The sequence below is a fragment of the Pseudomonas sp. Y5-11 genome (assembly GCF_022368695.1).
Lineage (GTDB): Bacteria > Pseudomonadota > Gammaproteobacteria > Pseudomonadales > Pseudomonadaceae > Aquipseudomonas > Aquipseudomonas parakoreensis.
Window position 1 is genome coordinate 4805074 of record NZ_CP058974.1, and the last position, 18150, is coordinate 4823223.

Here is an 18150-nt window from a genome sequence, read left to right on the forward strand (position 1 = left end):
GCATGCTAACACAGATGAGCGGTCATCGAGTCGAAGGATTTTCAGTGCTGAAGATTTATGCATTTTTGCGGCGCAAAGTGAACTTGGGATATACGCTTTGCCTCAAATAAGCTGAGAATCGTCGCCGATATCAACCCAAGGAGTTTCCGACATGCGCCTTACCCGACTTTTTGCTTACGCGGCCCCGCTGGCCCTGCTACTGCCGCTGAGCGCCAACGCGGCCTGGCCTGCCGGTGTCAAAGCCCAGTACATGAACGACTGCACCGCCGCCGCCAGCAAGAGCGTCAATCCAGCCGAAGCCAATAAACACTGCGCTTGCGGTGCCGATGTTCTGGAAAAGAAATTCACCACGCAAGAGATCGCGCAGCTGATGGACAAGAACACCCCGCCCAGTGGTGAACTGGGTCAACGCGCACTGAAAGAAATCTCGGTTTGCCGCGTGCAGAAATAAGCGCTGATGAATGTTTTTTCGGGCGTCCGGCAGACCAAAAATCGCTAAAAAGACCCCGAAATCGATAATTTACGCAGGTTTTATAGCTTTTTTTACACCCTCTTCTTTCGGCCAAAAGCCACTGAAACCGGGGCTTGCAGACATTTCAGAGGTTGAAATCGATGCAATATGAAAGCAAACAGCACGTCCGGGGCGCTACCAAAGCGAACATTTCGACTATGATACCCGGGTGTGCCCAGTTGGCCTGAGCAGCACAGTACTACTGAAAATATATGTTTCTTGGAGATACACCATGTCTAATCGCCAAACCGGCACCGTTAAATGGTTCAACGATGAAAAAGGCTTCGGCTTCATCACTCCTCAAGGTGGCGGTGACGACCTGTTCGTACACTTCAAAGCTATCGAATCCGACGGTTTCAAAAGCCTGAAAGAAGGCCAGACCGTCTCTTTCGTGGCTGAGAAAGGCCAAAAGGGTATGCAAGCTGCACAAGTTCGCCCAGAGTAATTTCCCGGCGCGCTAAAAAAACCCCGTCCATGTGACGGGGTTTTTTATGCCGGCAACAAAAGCGCTCTGCGATCAACCGCAGTTGACGCGGGTGACCACAAGGCTGTTGTCGGTGTTCAGATTCAAGCGATCGGAGCGGTATTCCAGCGTGATCATGTCGGTTGGCTTGAGGAAACGGGCGTTTTGCGCGCCAGCCTTGGCACGCGCCTGATCGAGCAGTTCCGGCGAAGCCTTTTTACCGATGGCAAATTCCGCTGCCTTTGCTTCACAGCGGCTGTGACCGGCATCGGTCGCCACAGGATCCTTTGCCGACTCGCTGGAGGTCGTGCTGCAACCGGCCAACATGGCAACGGCCATAAATGCACCCAGAGACGCGAACTTCAAAGGCATGAAGCCTCCTTCTTTCAAATGGTTAAGCTGAGATCGTGCGACCGCCAATCTGGCGTTTGGTTTCACAACCAATGCTGCCACCCTGCCCCACGATCCGGAAAAACGCTGAGTCTGCCTGAAGAGCGTGCAGCGCATCCTCACACAATCGTCACCGAATATTAACGAAGCTCAATAGACGTCGATGTAGTCGAGCGGCGGATTCGGCCAGTTGTCTTTAAGCGCATTGAAAATCTGCATCACCCAGACTTCATCACTGGCCGCGACATTGCCGACATACCCCGAACCCTTGGCCCAGGTTTCCAGGCGAAAGAGCAGGCCGTCAATATCCTGCCCGCCGGTCACACCGGAAGAAATATAGGCAATCCCACCCTTGGTCACGCGCAGTTGCGTGTGTACATCATCGCTGGCCGACGCGAGCAACTGGCGCACAGCGTCAAGTGTGAGGCCGTCGGGGGAATTCAAATCGATCTGCACAGCACATTCCTTGGTTCAACCGGAAAAGACCAAGTGTCGCATAGCGTCGCGCCCATGCCTAAGTCGCAGTGCCAAACGCCCGACAAAGTGGTTAACTCGCGCTCAGACATTCCCGACTTTTCGAGCGCACTCATGAGCACCGTAAGCATCTCCGCCGACATCAAGGTTCTTTGGCCGAAGGGGCACAGTTCGTATAGCCCGGGCAGTTCGGAGGAGCTGGCGCTGATCAGCATCGATCTGCTGGTCAAGACGATGGGAACACAAGGCGCACAAACGTTTATCGCTCAAGTGTTCGAACGGTACCAGCATGACGACAAGAGCACGCCGGACACGGAGAGGGAGTAAAAACCCGCAGACTTGCACCTGCGGGTCCAGGCCTTACTTCAAGCGCTTCAGACGCTCAGTCAGCAGATCGAAGAAACCTTGGGCATCACCATTCTCGACCCAAAATGCGTTTTTCGGCTGTTTCAGACCATCGTACCAGTCGACCACGGTCTGACCGAACGTGATCCCCTCACGGCTGTCGATGGCCACGTTCACCGAGCGACCGGTGAACAGCTCCGGCTTGAGCAGGTAAGCAATGACGGTAGCGTCATGCACCGGACCGCCAGGGATGCCGTAGTGCTCCATGTCGCCCTTGATGTACTCGTTGAGGATGTCGCCGACAATCTTGCTCGCATTGTTGTTGAGCGCGGCAATCTGCTTCAGGCGGGCGTCGCTGGTGAGAATCTTGTGGGTCACGTCCAGCGGCAGATAGGTCAGTTTTACACCACTCTTGAGTACCACTTCTGCCGCTTGCGGGTCGGCAAACAAGTTGAATTCGGCCACCGGGGTAATGTTGCCGCCATTGAAGTGCGCGCCGCCCATGATCACCACTTCCTTGATACCGTTAACGATCTCCGGCTCCTGGATCAGCGCCAGCGCCAGGTTGGTCTGCGGGCCCAGCATGGCGATGGTGATGCTGTGCGGTTTGGCTTTTTTCAGGGTATCGATCAGGTAGTTGACCGCATTGCCTTCGGCCAGGCCTTTTTTCGGCTCATGCACGGTGACACCCGACAGGCCTTCCTTGCCATGGATGTTCTCGGCGTAGATCGGCGTACGCATCAGCGGCTTCGGCGCGCCCGCGTAAACCGGAACGTCCTCGCGCCCTGCCCACTCGCGAGCCAGGCGCGCGTTGCGCGAAGTCTTGTCGAGGCGCACGTTGCCGGCCACGGTGGTCAGTGCGCGAATGTTCAGTTCATCCGGCGAAGCCAGGGCGAATAGCAGGGCAACCACATCGTCGGCACCCGGATCGGTGTCGATGATCAGGTCGATCTTTTCAGCAGCCTGAGCGCTGGTGGCGGTCATAAAAGACAAAAGCAGCAGACTCCGAAGCAATTGGTGGAGTTTGTGAGCGTAACGGTGCATGGCGCATTCCTTGTGCTGATGAAAATGAAAGGGTCGAAAACCCGATTAGAACGTTACTCCGGCCACCAGCACGATGTTGCAGTACGGCTGACATTCGCCTGTACGAACAATCGCCCGTGCCTGTCGGCTAAGGACCTTGAATTGCTCATGAGTCAGCAGATCGCGCCGACCGAGGGCGCCCTCTTCTTGCAACTCGTCCAGCACAACCAGGGCGGTCGGCTGCTTGTCGAGGATTTCGTTGGCCAGCACATGGCTCTCCACCTGCATCTCGCTGAGCACGACTTTCAGGGTACTGACAAAATCCGGAACGCCGTGGGTCAGCGCCAGATCAATCAGTTCAACACCAGGAGGAACCGGCAGTCCGGCGTCACCGATCACCACCATGTCACCATGGCCCAGGGATGCGATCAGCCGCGACAACGCGACGTTGAGCAAAGCAGTCTTTTTCATGCGGATTTGAACGCCTGTACGTCGGACATGGTGGGAATGGAAGGCTGTGCGCCGGCCCGGGTCACAGATAACGCTGCAGCGACTTGCCCGTAACGGATCGCCTCAGCCTCGGATTTGCCACTGGCAAGCGCTGCGGCAAAACCACCAACAAAGGTATCGCCCGCGGCGGTGGTATCGACCGCCTTCACCTTGGGCGCCGGGAAATGCTCGAAATCTTTGCCATTGGCGAACAGCGAGCCTTGCGCACCGAGGGTAACGATGACCTTGCCCGCGCCCATTGCGATCAACTGACTGGCAGCGCCCTCTGCGCTCTGCAGCGAATCGACTGGCAACCCGCTCAACGCCGCGGCTTCGCTTTCGTTGGGAATCAGGTAATCGATGGCGGTATACCAGTCTGCCGGCAGCGGACGACTGGCCGGCGCCGGGTTTAAAATCACGGTCTTGCCCAGCGCACGCGCACGCTTGAGCGCATGCCCCACCGTTGCATCCGGGATCTCCAGCTGGCAGATAATCACGTCGGCCGCCTGCAGAACTGCATCAAAGCGGTCAATCACCGCCGGGGTCATTGCACCGTTGGCGCCAGCGACGATCACGATGGCGTTCTGACTGTTGTCATCGACCACAATCAGCGCCACGCCACTGGAGTCGGCAACCGTGCTCACCGCCTGACAATCGATCTGCTCGGCCAGCAATGCGTCGCGCAATTGAACGCCGTAGTCATCGTTGCCAACACAGCCGACCATCGCCACCTGCGCACCCAAGCGCGCAGCAGCGACTGCCTGATTGGCGCCCTTGCCGCCGGAAACGGTGGCAAAAGAATGACCGATCAGCGTTTCACCACCCTTTGGCAGCCGTGGCGCCCGGGTGACCAGATCCATGTTCAGGCTGCCTATTACCACTACATTTGCTGGCATACATCACTACTCGTCAATTCGATTTCAGCGGTACTCGGTGAACACGCTTGACAGCGGTGCAGTCGATTCGCGCAAGACAATACTCGGGGTCACGATTCGTTGATCGGTGACCAGACTCGGGGTAGCAATCCTTCGCAGCAGCACTTCGGCAGCCATCTCGCCCAACTGCAGGATCGACTGGCCAACGGTGGTCAGCGCCGGGTACACGTAGCGACTCATCTGGATATCGTCGAAGCCGATCACCGACAGCTCGCTCGGTACGCGGACATTGCGCTCGGCCGCCGCGCGCAGCACACCGATCCCGATCATGTCGTTACCGGCGAAGATCGCACTCGGCGGATTGCTTTCAAGCAGGATCGCCGCCGCGTTGTAACCGCCAGTGCTGGTGAAATCGCTTTCCAGCATGCGCTCGGCCCGCACCTTGATGCCCGCCTCCTGCAGCGCTCGACAAAAACCGGCCTGACGCATTTGCGCCACGCTGGTGCTCGACGGACCGCCGATGGTGGCGATGTCACGATGGCCCAGCTCCAGCAGGTGACGCGTCGCCAGATAGGCACCATATTCATGGTCGATGCGCACCAGGTCGGCGTCCACGCCATCCAGCCCGCGGTCGACGATGACCATCGGCGTTTTCACCCCGGCCAGCCCTTGCGCGAGCCCGATGTCGCCACCGGCGGAGGCGACGATCAGGCCGTCAATGCGCTTCTCCAGCAGCACCCGCAAATAGCTGCGCTGTTTTTCCGGGTTATCGTCAGAGTTGCAAAGGATCACGCAATAGCCGTTACGCTCACAGTAATCCTCGATACCCCGAGCCAACTCGGCAAAATACGGGTTGAGGCTGTTAGGCACCAATAAGCCAATGGTCGCAGTGGTCTTGGCTTTCAGTGAACGCGCCACGGCACTTGGCACGTAATCGAGGCTTTTGATGGCCGCCTCGACCTTCAACCGCACCTCCTGACTGACCGGCCGGGTCTTGTTCACCACGTGAGAAACCGTGGTGTAGGAAATCCCCGCGAGCGCCGCCACATCCTTGATCGTTGCCATGGCTTAGCCCCGTCGACTGGCGCGTTGACTGCGATAGGTATCGAGTACCACCGCAATGACGATCACCGCACCGGTGATAATGCGCTTGGTTGGCTCCGTCGCACCGATCTGCGCCAGACCGGCCGCCAGCACCGAAATGATCAACACACCGAAGAAGGTGCTGATCACCGAACCACGCCCCCCCATCAGGCTGGTGCCACCAATGACCACCGCAGCGATCACTTGCAGTTCGAGGCCGGAGCCGGCATTCGGATCCGCCGCTTCCAGACGGGAAATCTGGAACAGCGCGGCGATGCCGGCGAGCAGCCCCATCAGGCTGAACACCAGAATCTTGTACGGTTTTGGATTGATCCCGGCCAGACGCACCGCTTCTTCGTTGGTGCCGATGCCGATCAGGTAGCGACCGAACACGGTGCGGGTCAGCACCGCTTGCGCAATGAAGATCACCAGCAAGGCAATGATGAACGACGGCGAGATACCAAAGGCGATCGGGTTCGACAGCCAGGCAAACGAATCACCGATGTAGGCGGTGCGCGAACCGGTCATCTGATACGCCAGGCCACGGGCCATTTCCAGCACACCGAGCGAAACGATGAACGACGGAATACGCCACGCTACAGTGATCGAACCAGTCACCGTACCCGCCAGTGCAGCCACCGCCATACCGAGCAGAGCGGACGGCAACACGCTCCAGCCCCAGCCGAGAATCGCGACGCTGACTGTCGAGGCGGCAAGTGCCAGTACCGAACCGACCGACAGGTCGATGCCGCCGATGATCAGCACGAAGGTCATGCCCACCGCCAGCACCATCAGATCGGGGATCTGGTTGGCCAGCGTGCTGAAGGTGTCATAGGACAGAAAGTGGCTGCTCATGACCGAGAACAACGCCACCATCGCCAACAAGGCACCCGCCAGGCCCAGATAGGTGCCAAGACCGTAGAAATTGCCACCACGTTTGCCGGCAGAAGATGCAGTTTTCATGGGAGTTCCCTAGGCGCCGCTTCATTGAGCTGCGCATCACGTTTTTGGTAGCCGGCGAACGCGGCAGCAAGCAAATCATCCTGGGTCCAGCTGTCGCGCTCGAAGGTATCGATCAAACGCCCTGCCGACAGAACACCGATCCGGTCGCAGATCAGCATCAGCTCGCGCAGGTCACTGGATACCACCACCAGCGCTTTGCCCTGACGTGTCAACTCGCCCAGCAAGGCATAGATATCGAACTTGGCACCCACATCAATGCCGCGAGTCGGCTCGTCGAACAACAGCACCGAGCAATCACGCTCCAGCCAGCGACCGATCACGACCTTCTGCTGATTACCGCCAGACAACTCGGAAACCAATTGGGTCGGGCTCGAACTGCGGATGCGCATGGCGTTGATCTGACGCTGCGCCAAAGAAATTTCGTTGCTGTTATTGACGACCCCGGCCCGGGAAATTTCCGGCATGTTGCCCAAAGCAATATTGGCGCTGATCGACTGGCTGAGCAGCAAGCCTTCACCCTTGCGGTCTTCGGTGATCAGGGCGATGCCGTGCTTCACTGCATCAACCGGCGAACGCACACTGACCTCCTGCGCCGGCGAACCCAGCGCAATCGTGCCGCTGTCGGCGAGGTCGGCGCCAAAAATCAGCCTTAGCAATTCAGTGCGCCCGGCTCCGATCAGCCCGGAAATCCCGAAAATCTCGCCAGCACGCACTTCAAAGGAAACATCGCGCACCTTGTCGGAGCGGGTCAGGCCCTTGACCGTCAGGGCTGGCGCGCCAATCTTGCGCGGGCCCATGTCGATGTGTTCGCCCAGCTCACGGCCGACCATCAAGGTCACCAACTGCTCACTGTTATAGTTGGCCATCGGCTCGACGCAGACCAGATTGCCGTCACGCAGCACAGCAATGCGTTGCGCAACTCGGGCCAGCTCTTCCAGGCGGTGGGAGATATAGATGATCGCAACCCCACGCGCCTGTAAACGGGTGATCTGCTCAAAAAGCATTTCCACTTCACGGGCAGTGAGCATGGCCGTCGGCTCATCAAGAATCAGCACATGACAATCGCCGATCAGGTTGCGTGCGATCTCGACCATCTGCTGATGCCCGATACCCAACTCGCCGACCAGAGTGTCCGGATCAATCGCATCGAGGCCGACCTGCGCCATGGCTTCGATGGCGGCCTTGCGCAATTGCTTGCGACTGATCCAGCCGCCGTTGCTCGGCAGGTTGTCGAGAAACAGGTTTTCCGCCACCGACAGGGTCGGCAGCAGATTGAGTTCTTGCATGACCATGCGCACGCCAAGCTCTTCAGCCTGGGTACGGCTGCCAGGGCGGTAGTCTTTGCCCTGGAACCGCATCTGGCCTGTGGTCGGCGTGACCAGACCACCAATGATCTTCGACAGCGTGCTTTTACCGGCACCATTTTCACCGGTCAGCGCCAGCACTTCACCGCGCATCAGCGTCAAGTCGATGCCCGTGAGCACCGGCTGCGCATAGGTCTTACCGATACCGCTGACCGAGAGGACAGCGTTCGGGGCGGAAACTGACATAAAAACTCTCCATGCGCTCGTCCGGACGGACGAGCGCCGTTGTGTCGCCGAAAGACTTACTGGGTGACCAGCTCGACTGGCGTTTCGATCACGCCATTGGCGCCGCTGTCGACTTTTTCGCCCTTGAGGATTTTCAGTGCGGTCTCAATACCGAACACAGCCTGCTTGGCAGCGAACTGATCGGCCGTCGCCAGCACACGACCGTCCTTGAGCATCGGCTTGATCGCGTTGATATTGTCGTAACCGACCACTTGTACCTTGCCCGCCTTGCCGGCAGCGCGCACAGCGGAAACAGCGCCGACGGCCATGCTGTCGTTACCCGCCAAGAGCGCTTTCACATCCGGGTATTCGCTGAGAATCGAAGCAGCAACCTTGTTGCCCTTGTCGATTTCCCAGTCCCCCGATTGCAACGAAACCACCTTGATCTGCGCCGCGCCCATCGCATCCTTGAAGCCGGCGGTGCGCTGCTGGGCGTTGGTGGTGGTGGACACACCTTCGATGATGCCGACTTCGTCACCGGCCTTCAGTTGCTTGGCCAGGTACTCACCGACCAGACGCGCACCCTTGCGGTTGTCCGGCCCTACGAATGGCACACTGATATTTTTGCTTTTGACGATTTGCGGATCGAGCTGGTTGTCGATGTTGATCACGGTGATGCCGGCATCGACGGCTTTCTTGATGACCGGCACCATGGCCTTGGAATCGGACGGTGCGATGACCAGCGCGTTGACCTTGGCCAGAATCATCTGCTCGACGATGCGGGTCTGGCCGGCGGTATCGGTCTCGTCCTTGATGCCGTTGGAGATCAGGTCAAAATCGGCGGAGTGTTCTTTCTGGTAAGCCTTGGCGCCATCTTCCATGGTCAGGAAGAATTCGTTGGCCAGGGATTTCATGACCAATGCGACTTTGGGTTTTTCCGGGGACTCGGCGAAGGCCGAAGAGACAGGTAGTGCGGCGGCTGCAGCAGCCAGCATAGCGACAGCAAGAAGACGTCCAGCGAATGGCAGCTTCATGGGTTCACTCCGATCTTATGATTATTGTGAGCAACGCTCGCGCTGGCGTAAGCTTCAGCGCTCTCTTCCGGCCAATAGGGCACCGGGGAAGCCGCGCAAACGTTTGCGTAGACCGAACTATGCGAATCCCGCCGACATTTGTCAACAATCAGAAATCATCGTTTTATCGCAGGGCGAATCGGCTGATTCGCCCTTCCCTGCTTACGCCGTGGTACTGACCAGGTTGCCGCTGGTTGAGTCCTTGGACATTTCCTTGACCAGTGCCGCCGCGACTTCCATCAGCGCGCCGCTGGTTTGCGCGATCTGGCCCTGAACGGACATGACCGCCTGTGACTTGGCCTCGGGCGTCGGATAACTTGCCGCCTGCGCCGCCGCCAATTGTTGTTGCTGTTCTTGCAGTTGCTTCTGCAATTCCTGCATCCGCTTGAGCAACATTTTGACGGTGATGCTCAGGCTATCGCCGCTGTCAGCGCTACTCGCCTGGCTGGCTTCTTGCGCAGGTCCACCGGTTCTGACCTGGTTGCTTTGCTCTTTTTCAACGCCCAGCGCCTCTTCGGATGCGTCTGCTTCCGCCTGGTTCATTGCATTGATTGTCGCTGCGGTCTTACCGCCGATGGTGACTGCGCCGGGATGTGAAAAACCGATCGTCAGTGACATGTGAATTCCCTAAATAATCGTTTCCTTTAACACCCATCGGCCTGCTGACGGGTTTCTTTAGCAGAAAAGCCGAAACCGGCAAGCGGCTTCGTTCGTCAAGAGTTGTAGCCTTTTTCGGTGAGCCGAACATGAAAGGTCCCAATATTCGGAAACCCGGACAGGTGATCGGCACAACCATTGGCCGATCCATAAAATCCTGATGCAAATCATGATGTTAAACATTTCTCTGAAGCAAAGTAGCGCTGGTACGGATCCTGCTCCTTAGCCTGGACCCCGAGCATTCAGATCGGCTCGGGGCGCATCTAGATGAACCTGCATCAGCACCGTCTCACTACTAGAGAGAAAAATAATGAAATCTGCTTTCAACACCTTGGTACCGGGCGCTTTGGCCCTCCTCCTGCTCCTGCCAACCGCCCTTCAGGCAAAAGAAGTCGAAACCCAGACCAAACTCGCCAACGTCGTGGTACTTGCCACTGGCGGCACCATTGCCGGTGCCGGCGCCAGCGCAGCCAACAGCGCCACCTACCAGGCGGCCAAGGTTGGCATTGAACAACTGATTGCCGGCATCCCCGAGTTGAGCAAACTGGCAAACGTGCGTGGCGAACAAGTCATGCAGATCGCCTCGGAAAGCATCACCAACGACAACCTGCTGCAACTGGGTCGTCGCGTGTCCGAACTGGCCGACAGCAAAGACGTCGATGGCATCGTCATCACCCACGGTACCGACACCCTGGAAGAAACTGCCTACTTCCTCAACCTGGTCGAGAAGACCGACAAGCCGATCATCGTCGTCGGCTCGATGCGTCCGGGCACCGCCATGTCGGCGGACGGCATGCTCAACCTGTACAACGCCGTCGCCGTGGCCAGCAGCAAAGAAGCGCACGGCAAAGGCGTGCTGGTGACCATGAATGATGAAATCCAGTCCGGTCGCGACGTGAGCAAAATGATCAACATCAAGACCGAGGCGTTCAAAAGCCCCTGGGGGCCGCTGGGCATGGTGGTCGAAGGCAAATCCTATTGGTTCCGCTTGCCAGCCAAGCGCCACACCATGGATTCGGAATTCGACATCAAGAACATCAAGAGCCTGCCTGACGTAGAAATCGCCTATTCCTACGGCAACGTTGATGACACCGCCTACAAAGCACTGGCCCAGGCCGGCGCCAAAGCCATCATCCATGCCGGTACCGGCAATGGTTCTGTTTCTTCGCGCGTAGTGCCGAGCCTGCAAGCCTTGCGCAAAGACGGCGTGCAGATCATCCGCTCGTCCCACGTCAACGCCGGTGGTTTCGTTCTGCGTAACGCCGAACAACCTGACGACAAATACGATTGGGTCGTCGCTCACGACCTGAACCCGCAAAAAGCCCGGATCCTGGCCATGGTCGCCCTGACCAAAACCAACGACAGCAAAGAGCTGCAACGGATGTTCTGGGAATATTGATTGGCCCTCGCCTGAGCCTTTCCGGATCGGGCAACCTGCTCACCACTCGCCCACGCGGCGGGTGGTGCTGCCACCTACGCTGCGCGCGACTTTTTCGTACAAAATAATCGATCCGGCTTACACCAAAATCGCAAAAGCGCTGTCAGAGGTTTTTCTTGAATTTTAAGCAGTTGCGAAAATGCTTACAGTTAAATACTGTATGCACGTACAGCTTAATAAGGATAACCTCGTGGCCACCTCCCCTGATGCTCCTGCTGCTTACGAACGCATGGGTATGCGCGTTCAAAAAATCATCAATTCCCCTACCGCACAAAAAGCCAAAGCCGCGTTGATCTTCCGTCTGCCGGACGAGCCTGTGGATGCATGGGAGCAACTGCTCGAGGAAATCGACGAGAACGACAACGTCACACTCGCCTATCGCGACGATGGTGGCGTGCAGATTTTTTGGGTTGTGCCGAAGGAAGATTGATTCAATGAGTGTCCGCTGTTTTGCATTACTGTTGCTGTTCATCGCTTTTGGCGCCCAGGCTGGCGCTCCCCGCACCTTTACCGAGGCCAAGAAAGCCGCCTGGAAGCTGTATGCACCGCAGTCCACCGAGTTTTACTGCGGATGCAAATACACTGGCAACAAGGTGGACTTGAAGGCTTGCGGTTATGTGCCACGCAAAAATGCCAAGCGCGCTTCGCGCATCGAATGGGAGCACATTGTCCCGGCGTGGGAATTCGGTCACCAGCGTCAATGCTGGCAGTCGGGCGGGCGCAAGAACTGCACACGCTACGACCCGAGTTATCAGAAAGCCGAAGCCGACCTGCACAACCTGGTACCGAGCATTGGCGAAGTCAACGGTGATCGCAGCAACTTCAGCTACGGCTGGCTGCCGGTGCAATCCGGTCAGTATGGCTCGTGCCTGACTCAAGTCGACTTCAAGGCCAAGAAAGTCATGCCTCGCCCGTCGATTCGCGGCATGATCGCGCGCACCTATTTCTACATGAGCAAGCAGTACGGCTTGCGCCTGTCGAAACAGGATCGGCAGCTTTACGAAGCCTGGAACAAGACGTACCCGGTGCAAGACTGGGAACGCCAGCGTAATCAGAGCGTGGCGTGCGTCATGGGACACGGCAATGAATTTGTCGGCCCGGTGAACCTGAAAGCCTGCGGCTGATTCTTCAGCGCAAAAGAAAAGGCCTCGAACGTGATGTTCGAGGCCTTTTCTGTTTTTAGCTGCCAGCCTTGTTGTAGCGCCAGTAGCCCATCAGATTGAGTGACTCGCGGGGGATACCGCATTCCTTGATCAGGTATTTGCGCAGACGCATGACCGCAGCACTTTCGCCGGCAATCCAGCCATAAAAACCTTCGAGGGCCGTGTTGGCGATCTCCCAGAGAATGTCTTTGTCGATATCGACTTCGGCGAGTTCGGCGGCTTGCCCGACCGATGAATCCTCTGCAGGCAAGAACGCCTGCTGCACCGCCTCTACCATCAGCGCCCCAGCCACTGCTTCTGGCGCCTGATCGCGAATCAGCCACTGCACCGACAGCCCTGGCCAATCCGGCACCGGGAGCATGTCTGGTGCGCTGTCCACTTCAAAGTAAGCCTGAGTCTGAGGCGGTCCGGACATGGCAGCCAACTCGTCAAGAATGCCCATGGCGGCCGGCAATGCCGTGGCATCCGCCACCAGCAAAACCTCCTTGAGCAACTGCGGCGGTTTCCATTCGAACCCTCCGGCGTCCTGCGCGGAAAAACCGCTGTCGGGAGCAAGAATCTGCATCGACGCTCCCGGCTGCGCACGCAGCGCCCAGCGCGACGCGGGACCGGTCTCGCCATGCAGGACAAAATCGATGTCGACCTCGCCCTGATCAGCGCGTAAATGACGAATGGTGTAAGTGCGCATTGCCGGTCGACGGCTCGCCAACATCGAACGAAAACGCGCGTACCAGCCCTCCTCCTGCGCAAGGCTCGCAGGTGATCCATCTTCAGCAGGGAAAAACAATTTGACGCGCTGATCCGGCGCCCAAGTGGCCATGCCACCTATCGAAGGGTCGGCGAGCGTGATACGCATCATGTGCGGACTCACCAGCGTCTTGCGGCGCAAAACCGCATTGAAAAGCTTATAGGGAGCGGCGGAGGCCATGCGGAGCTCCTTCGAGAAATCGTGATTGACTCGTATAAGACGAGTCGACTGCGATGTCCTTTAGGCCGCTCCGCTGAAAGTGCGGCTTACGGTGCGAACGGATGCTCGACGATCACCGATTCGACGTTCTGCTTCTTGGCCTTCACCAATGCTGCATCCACCTCGACCTTGCGTGCTTGCGCGTCGGCCTGGGAGTTGAACGGACCAATCAGGATCCGCGTCTTGCCGCTGCTGTCCTTGATCACGGTCGGCACGAACGCATGCTCGATCAACCAGCCACTCAGGTCACTGACAGCCTGAGGTGTTTCGCCGCGCACTTCGAGGTCCCATTGCGGGGCGGACGCCGCCGCAGATGCGGCCGCGACTGCCGTTTTCGGCTTCTGCACGTCTACACTCTTGCCTTCACCACATCCCGCCAATGCCAGTGCCGCGACCATCCAGACCAGTTTGCGCACAACGCTTTCCTCGAAAATCACAAAGCGGCGATCTTAACATTCATAAATACTTCGCGAGGCCCGCAAAATGGGCACAAAACAACGAGATTGATGATTGCAGCCTCTGTATAGTTACGCCCTGGGAATTAATGCCGCATCTGCGCGTCAGAAAGAGGCACCCAAACCGTGAGACTTCGCACTAATCTATACGTACCACCGACCTCTGCACTGTCTGAATCAGGTGCCCTACAAAGCAATCAAGGAGAAGACCATGCTGATACTCACCCGCAAAGTCGGTGAAAGCATAAATATTGGTGATGACATTACGATCACCATCCTCGGCGTAAGCGGTCAGCAAGTCCGTATCGGCATCAATGCTCCGAAAAACGTTGCCGTACACCGTGAAGAAATCTATCAGCGCATTCAGGCCGGCCTGACCGCCCCGGACAAGCCACAAACGCCCTGAACCGCATTGCAGTCAGTAGCCAGTTCGTTTGCTTTGCATAATGACTGGCTAGAGATACACGCGCCGTATTGCCATCCGCTCTCCAGCCCACTGGGCACGGCGCCTGACACATCCCATCGCTCTACTTCATTCGCTCCCTTCCCCCTGCAGCGCGATACTACCTGCGACTACCCAGCCTGGCTGTCAGACATTTCCGAGAGAACACAGGGAATTGCTCCCTGCTAGACGAACGTCACGCCGCGCGCCATGCCAGTGGCTGCAATCACCATCAATACCAACAGCAGCGCCTCGACGTGACTGATCCGTGCATACAACTTTGCACGCCCGGTATCGATCACCTTGCCCCGCGCCAATGCGATCCGCCATTTGACCAGCGTGATCATCGGCGCCAGCTCTATCAGCAGAATCAGCACGAACAACGTCATCTTCAAATGAAACAGCGGCTGGTGCAGATAGTAGTCAGTGCCCTTTTCAAAGCCGCCGAAGGCGCGTATGCCGCCAGTCACCAACAGCACCAGCGCAGCAATGCCCCACAGATTATCGGCAAGCAAAACCCGTTTTGCTTCACCGACGCCAGTCGCCAAACGACTGAACGCCGTGCCACGGGCCAACACGGCCCAGAAGCCCAGTGCAAAAGCCAAGAGATGAATAGCGGCGAGAAACCAATGAACCAGCATCGACGAACTCCTTGAGAAAGCCGTGAAAAACGCCAGTCAGTAGTAGTCGAAAAAAACCGGTTTCGCCCGCACGCAGCAGTGGGACTGGAAAGCTTCGCGCAGGAAGCAAGTACACAGAAAACGGGATTGGCCAAATCGCAGGCAAAAAAAATCCCAAGCAGCTGATGGAAGCTTGGGATTTAAAAATGCATAAACCGTGGTGGTGAACGCGGGGCAGATGTTACTGAAGTTCACGATCAGCAACAACATTTTTTTGATCACCGGACGGTTAAAAATACCGGTAACCCCTTCAATATCCACACTTTTTCGACGGATCCAAAAAAAGCACAGAACGCCATATCAACAGGTCGTGTTATTTCGAAACACGCTAAGCAGTCAGGGTAACGAAAGATCGGAAGGATTGAGGCGAGCGCCTGGAGCAAGGCTTTGAAAAATCGCAGACAACAAAAAAGGGCCCACCTTTCGGTGAGCCCTTCGAGACCGCCCAGCAGAGCGGATTTTGTTTGGTAGGCGCGATTGGACTCGAACCAACGACCCCCACCATGTCAAGGTGGTGCTCTAACCAACTGAGCTACGTGCCTGCTGTGAGGCGGCATTCTACGGAATTCCGGAGGGGTGTCAACACCTTTTTTTCACCTAACCCTATGAATATGCAAAATATTTAATTTCGGGTCGGTGAAGAAGATTTTTCCGGTGGCTGGCGGAGGTTTTTCAACTCGGGTAGGATCGACGCACTCGTAAAATATATTAAACAGAGGCTGCAGGATGGCGAACACCCCTTACCCAGAGTCTTATTACGCTGCGTCGGCCAATACTGCACCGCCACGTCCGGCCCTGCAGGATGATGTGGAGACGGATGTCTGTGTGATCGGCGCCGGGTACACCGGGCTGTCCTCGGCGCTGTTTCTGCTGGAGAACGGTTTTCGCGTCACAGTCCTGGAAGCAGCGAAGGTCGGCTTCGGTGCGTCGGGGCGTAATGGCGGGCAGATCGTCAACAGCTATAGCCGCGACATCGACGTTATCGAGCGCACAGTCGGCCCCAAGCAAGCACAACTGCTCGGGCAGATGGCCTTCGAAGGCGGCCGGATCATTCGGGAGCGCGTGGCCAAATACAACATCCAGTGCGACCTGAAGGACGGCGGCGTGTTTGCCGCCCTCTCCGCCAAACAGATGGGTCACCTGGAATCGCAGAAGCGCCTGTGGGAGCGCTTCGGCCACACGCAACTGGAACTGCTCGACCAGCGCCGCATTCGCGAAGTGGTCGCCTGCGATCAGTACGTCGGCGGCATGCTCGACATGAGCGGCGGTCACATCCACCCGCTGAACCTGGCGCTCGGTGAAGCCGCTGCAGTCGAGTCCCTCGGCGGCACGATCTATGAGCAATCGCCGGCCGTGCGCATCGAGCGCGGTGCCAGTCCGGTGGTGCACACGCCGCAAGGCAAGGTCAGGGCCAAGTTCATCATCGTTGCCGGCAACGCCTACCTCGGTAATCTGGTGCCGGAACTGGCGGCCAAATCGATGCCGTGCGGCACTCAGGTGATCACTACCGAACCGCTGGGCGAAGAACTGGCGAAATCCCTGCTGCCACAGGATTACTGCGTCGAGGACTGCAACTACCTGCTCGACTACTACCGCCTGACGGGCGACAAGCGCCTGATCTTCGGCGGCGGTGTGGTTTATGGCGCGCGGGATCCGGCGAACATCGAAGCGATCATCCGCCCGAAAATGCTCAAGGCTTTTCCGCAACTCAAGGACGTGAAGATCGACTACGCCTGGACCGGCAATTTCCTGCTGACCCTGTCGCGCCTGCCGCAGGTTGGGCGTCTGGGCGACAACATTTATTACTCGCAGGGCTGCAGCGGCCACGGCGTGACGTACACACATCTGGCCGGCAAGGTACTGGCGGAAGCGTTGCGTGGTCAGGCTGAGCGTTTTGATGCATTTGCCGATCTGCCGCACTATCCGTTCCCGGGCGGGCAGTTGCTGCGCACGCCGTTTGCGGCATTGGGTGCGTGGTATTACGGGTTGCGTGACAAGCTGGGGTTCTGATCAGTTTTCTTGACTGGCAAACAACTGTGGCGAGGGAGCTTGCTCCCGCCGGTTCGCGCAGTGGACTCCCTTTTATCTGAAAAGAAGGCCTGCTGCGCAGTCCAGCGGGAGCAAGCTCCCTCGCCACAAATATTTGCAAAATCCAGATCAGAGCTGGTCTCGGGCGATCCCGCTACGAATCCGCAAGATATCCGCCAGCACCGCCAAAGCGATCTCAGCCGGTGTCTTGCTGCCCAGGTTAAGCCCGATCGGCGCATGAATCCGCGCCAGTTCGACCTCTCCCAGCCCACCAATCCTGCGCAGGCGCTCGAAACGTTTCTGCGAGGTCTGCTGCGAGCCCATGACGCCGATGTAAAACGCTTCGGTGCGCACCGCTTCCATCATTGCCAGGTCGTCGATACGCGGATCATGGGTCAGCGCTACCACCGCGGTATCGCGGTGACAGCCGCCATCGGCGATAAACACTGACGGCAATTGCCGACGAATCTCTACGCCATTCAGCACCACGCCTTCGAGCACTTCGTCGCGCGGATCGCAAAGAATCACTTCGAAGCCGAGACCGACCGCGAACTCGGCACAGGCCTGCGCCACGCTGGAGTAACCCGCCAGCAGCAAGCGCTGAGCAGCACCGATGCGAATCCGCACCCGGTCGATCTCGCGCTCGATGCGCGCGCCTTGCTCGCGATCCGCGAACAGACTGCGCGCACCGCTGGCCAGATCGACCTCGCGAATCAGACGACGCTGGCCGAGCAACGCCGATTCAAGCTCACGCAGATGCGCCTGCACTTCACAGTCGGCGTCAAATTTCTCTACCAGTACGTCGAGAATACCGCCACAGGGCAGGCTGACCCGCGAGCGCGGATCATCACCTTCGCCGTAACGCACCACGTTGACTGCATCGAGAAACGCACCTTCAGCGACGCGCGCGAGAAAGTCTTCCTCGACGCAGCCACCGGACAGCGACCCGATCCACTGGCCGTTATCGTTCACCGCCAGCAGCGAACCCGGCGCACGCGGCGCCGAGCCGTAAGTGGTCAGCACCGTACAGAGCCAAATACGCTGCCCGGCCACCGACCACTCCAGTACCCGCCGCACAACCTGTAGATCGAGATGCTGCATG

General features: G+C 57.9%; 23 protein-coding genes and 1 tRNA gene. 8 read left to right on the forward strand and 16 right to left on the reverse strand.

Annotated elements, in window-relative coordinates; all coding sequences use genetic code 11:
• Positions 1–151 precede the first annotated feature (151 nt).
• On the forward strand, positions 152–451 hold the full coding sequence (locus tag HXW87_RS21295) for a hypothetical protein (protein WP_047293289.1): 300 nt from the start codon (positions 152–154) through the stop codon (positions 449–451).
• 292 nt (positions 452–743) lie between these two features.
• Entirely contained in the window at positions 744–956 is a 213-nt protein-coding gene (locus HXW87_RS21300) for a cold-shock protein (protein WP_003179963.1), read from the forward strand.
• A 72-nt stretch (positions 957–1028) separates the two neighbouring features.
• Here HXW87_RS21300 and HXW87_RS21305 read toward each other — a convergent pair whose 3' ends face one another.
• Both HXW87_RS21305 and HXW87_RS21310 read right to left on the reverse strand, forming a co-directional pair.
• The gene (locus HXW87_RS21305) at positions 1029–1346 is read right to left on the reverse strand and encodes an I78 family peptidase inhibitor (protein ID WP_239777700.1); all 318 of its coding nucleotides are present in this window, start codon (positions 1344–1346) and stop codon (positions 1029–1031) included.
• 168 nt (positions 1347–1514) lie between these two features.
• Positions 1515–1820, reverse strand: coding sequence for a hypothetical protein (locus HXW87_RS21310; RefSeq protein WP_041066130.1), 306 nt, complete (start codon positions 1818–1820; stop codon positions 1515–1517).
• A gap of 132 nt (positions 1821–1952) precedes the next feature.
• Here HXW87_RS21310 and HXW87_RS21315 point away from each other — a divergent pair, with 132 nt between their 5' ends.
• Positions 1953–2165, forward strand: a complete 213-nt coding sequence (locus HXW87_RS21315; RefSeq protein WP_095669300.1) for a hypothetical protein — start codon at positions 1953–1955, stop codon at positions 2163–2165.
• Between the two features lie 33 nt (positions 2166–2198).
• Here HXW87_RS21315 and HXW87_RS21320 read toward each other — a convergent pair whose 3' ends face one another.
• The 8 genes from HXW87_RS21320 to HXW87_RS21355 all read right to left on the reverse strand — a co-directional run bounded on the left by HXW87_RS21320 (position 2199) and on the right by HXW87_RS21355 (position 9836).
• The gene (locus HXW87_RS21320) at positions 2199–3227 is read right to left on the reverse strand and encodes a nucleoside hydrolase (RefSeq protein ID WP_047293285.1); all 1029 of its coding nucleotides are present in this window, start codon (positions 3225–3227) and stop codon (positions 2199–2201) included.
• A 45-nt stretch (positions 3228–3272) separates the two neighbouring features.
• A complete protein-coding gene (gene rbsD / locus HXW87_RS21325) occupies positions 3273–3677 on the reverse strand; it encodes a D-ribose pyranase (protein ID WP_047293284.1) in 405 nt (134 codons plus the stop codon).
• Positions 3674–4591 (reverse strand): ribokinase, encoded by a 918-nt coding sequence (rbsK, locus tag HXW87_RS21330; protein WP_239777701.1) that lies wholly within the window; start codon positions 4589–4591, stop codon positions 3674–3676. Before rbsK ends, rbsD begins: the two co-directional genes overlap by 4 nt.
• Before the next feature lie 24 nt (positions 4592–4615).
• Positions 4616–5635: a LacI family DNA-binding transcriptional regulator gene (locus tag HXW87_RS21335; protein WP_121186246.1), complete on the reverse strand. Its 1020-nt coding sequence runs from the start codon at positions 5633–5635 to the stop codon at positions 4616–4618.
• Positions 5636–5638: 3 nt separating this feature from the next.
• Positions 5639–6616, reverse strand: coding sequence for an ABC transporter permease (locus HXW87_RS21340; protein WP_041066117.1), 978 nt, complete (start codon positions 6614–6616; stop codon positions 5639–5641).
• Positions 6613–8166, reverse strand: coding sequence for a sugar ABC transporter ATP-binding protein (locus HXW87_RS21345; protein ID WP_121186248.1), 1554 nt, complete (start codon positions 8164–8166; stop codon positions 6613–6615). Before HXW87_RS21345 ends, HXW87_RS21340 begins: the two co-directional genes overlap by 4 nt.
• 56 nt (positions 8167–8222) lie before the next feature.
• Complete coding sequence (locus tag HXW87_RS21350) at positions 8223–9179, reverse strand: sugar ABC transporter substrate-binding protein (RefSeq protein WP_121186250.1); 957 nt, start codon at positions 9177–9179, stop codon at positions 8223–8225.
• A gap of 201 nt (positions 9180–9380) precedes the next feature.
• Positions 9381–9836: a hypothetical protein gene (locus tag HXW87_RS21355; protein ID WP_121186252.1), complete on the reverse strand. Its 456-nt coding sequence runs from the start codon at positions 9834–9836 to the stop codon at positions 9381–9383.
• A gap of 349 nt (positions 9837–10185) precedes the next feature.
• Here HXW87_RS21355 and HXW87_RS21360 point away from each other — a divergent pair, with 349 nt between their 5' ends.
• From HXW87_RS21360 to HXW87_RS21370, 3 genes are all read left to right on the forward strand, one after another.
• Complete coding sequence (locus HXW87_RS21360) at positions 10186–11274, forward strand: asparaginase (protein WP_027611548.1); 1089 nt, start codon at positions 10186–10188, stop codon at positions 11272–11274.
• 178 nt (positions 11275–11452) lie between these two features.
• Positions 11453–11743, forward strand: coding sequence for a DUF1654 domain-containing protein (locus HXW87_RS21365; protein ID WP_182401781.1), 291 nt, complete (start codon positions 11453–11455; stop codon positions 11741–11743).
• Between the two features lie 4 nt (positions 11744–11747).
• Positions 11748–12437: an endonuclease I family protein gene (locus HXW87_RS21370; RefSeq protein WP_095668822.1), complete on the forward strand. Its 690-nt coding sequence runs from the start codon at positions 11748–11750 to the stop codon at positions 12435–12437.
• A gap of 55 nt (positions 12438–12492) precedes the next feature.
• On the opposite strand, the gene HXW87_RS21375 is transcribed toward HXW87_RS21370, so the two are convergent.
• Together HXW87_RS21375 and HXW87_RS21380 are read right to left on the reverse strand one after the other, a co-directional pair.
• Entirely contained in the window at positions 12493–13404 is a 912-nt protein-coding gene (locus tag HXW87_RS21375; RefSeq protein WP_239777702.1) for a siderophore-interacting protein, read from the reverse strand.
• A gap of 86 nt (positions 13405–13490) precedes the next feature.
• Positions 13491–13859 carry an SPOR domain-containing protein gene (locus tag HXW87_RS21380; protein ID WP_239777703.1) on the reverse strand — a complete coding sequence of 123 codons (369 nt, stop codon included), beginning with the start codon at positions 13857–13859 and terminating at the stop codon, positions 13491–13493.
• Between the two features lie 250 nt (positions 13860–14109).
• Between HXW87_RS21380 and csrA the strand changes: the two genes are divergently transcribed.
• On the forward strand, positions 14110–14304 hold the full coding sequence (gene csrA, locus HXW87_RS21385; RefSeq protein ID WP_003179932.1) for a carbon storage regulator CsrA: 195 nt from the start codon (positions 14110–14112) through the stop codon (positions 14302–14304).
• A 221-nt stretch (positions 14305–14525) separates the two neighbouring features.
• On the opposite strand, the gene HXW87_RS21390 is transcribed toward csrA, so the two are convergent.
• The 3 genes from HXW87_RS21390 to HXW87_RS21400 form a co-directional block, all read right to left on the reverse strand.
• On the reverse strand, positions 14526–14981 hold the full coding sequence (locus HXW87_RS21390; RefSeq protein ID WP_239777704.1) for a DUF2214 family protein: 456 nt from the start codon (positions 14979–14981) through the stop codon (positions 14526–14528).
• A gap of 36 nt (positions 14982–15017) precedes the next feature.
• Entirely contained in the window at positions 15018–15281 is a 264-nt protein-coding gene (locus HXW87_RS21395; RefSeq protein WP_239777705.1) for a hypothetical protein, read from the reverse strand.
• A 204-nt stretch (positions 15282–15485) separates the two neighbouring features.
• Positions 15486–15562: transfer RNA gene (locus HXW87_RS21400), tRNA-Val, on the reverse strand.
• A gap of 184 nt (positions 15563–15746) precedes the next feature.
• Here HXW87_RS21400 and HXW87_RS21405 point away from each other — a divergent pair.
• Positions 15747–17030 (forward strand): FAD-binding oxidoreductase, encoded by a 1284-nt coding sequence (locus tag HXW87_RS21405; protein WP_047293239.1) that lies wholly within the window; start codon positions 15747–15749, stop codon positions 17028–17030.
• Between the two features lie 147 nt (positions 17031–17177).
• Here the strand turns inward: HXW87_RS21405 and HXW87_RS21410 are convergent, their stop codons facing one another.
• Positions 17178–18149, reverse strand: coding sequence for an XdhC family protein (locus tag HXW87_RS21410; protein WP_239777706.1), 972 nt, complete (start codon positions 18147–18149; stop codon positions 17178–17180).
• Position 18150 lies beyond the last annotated feature (1 nt).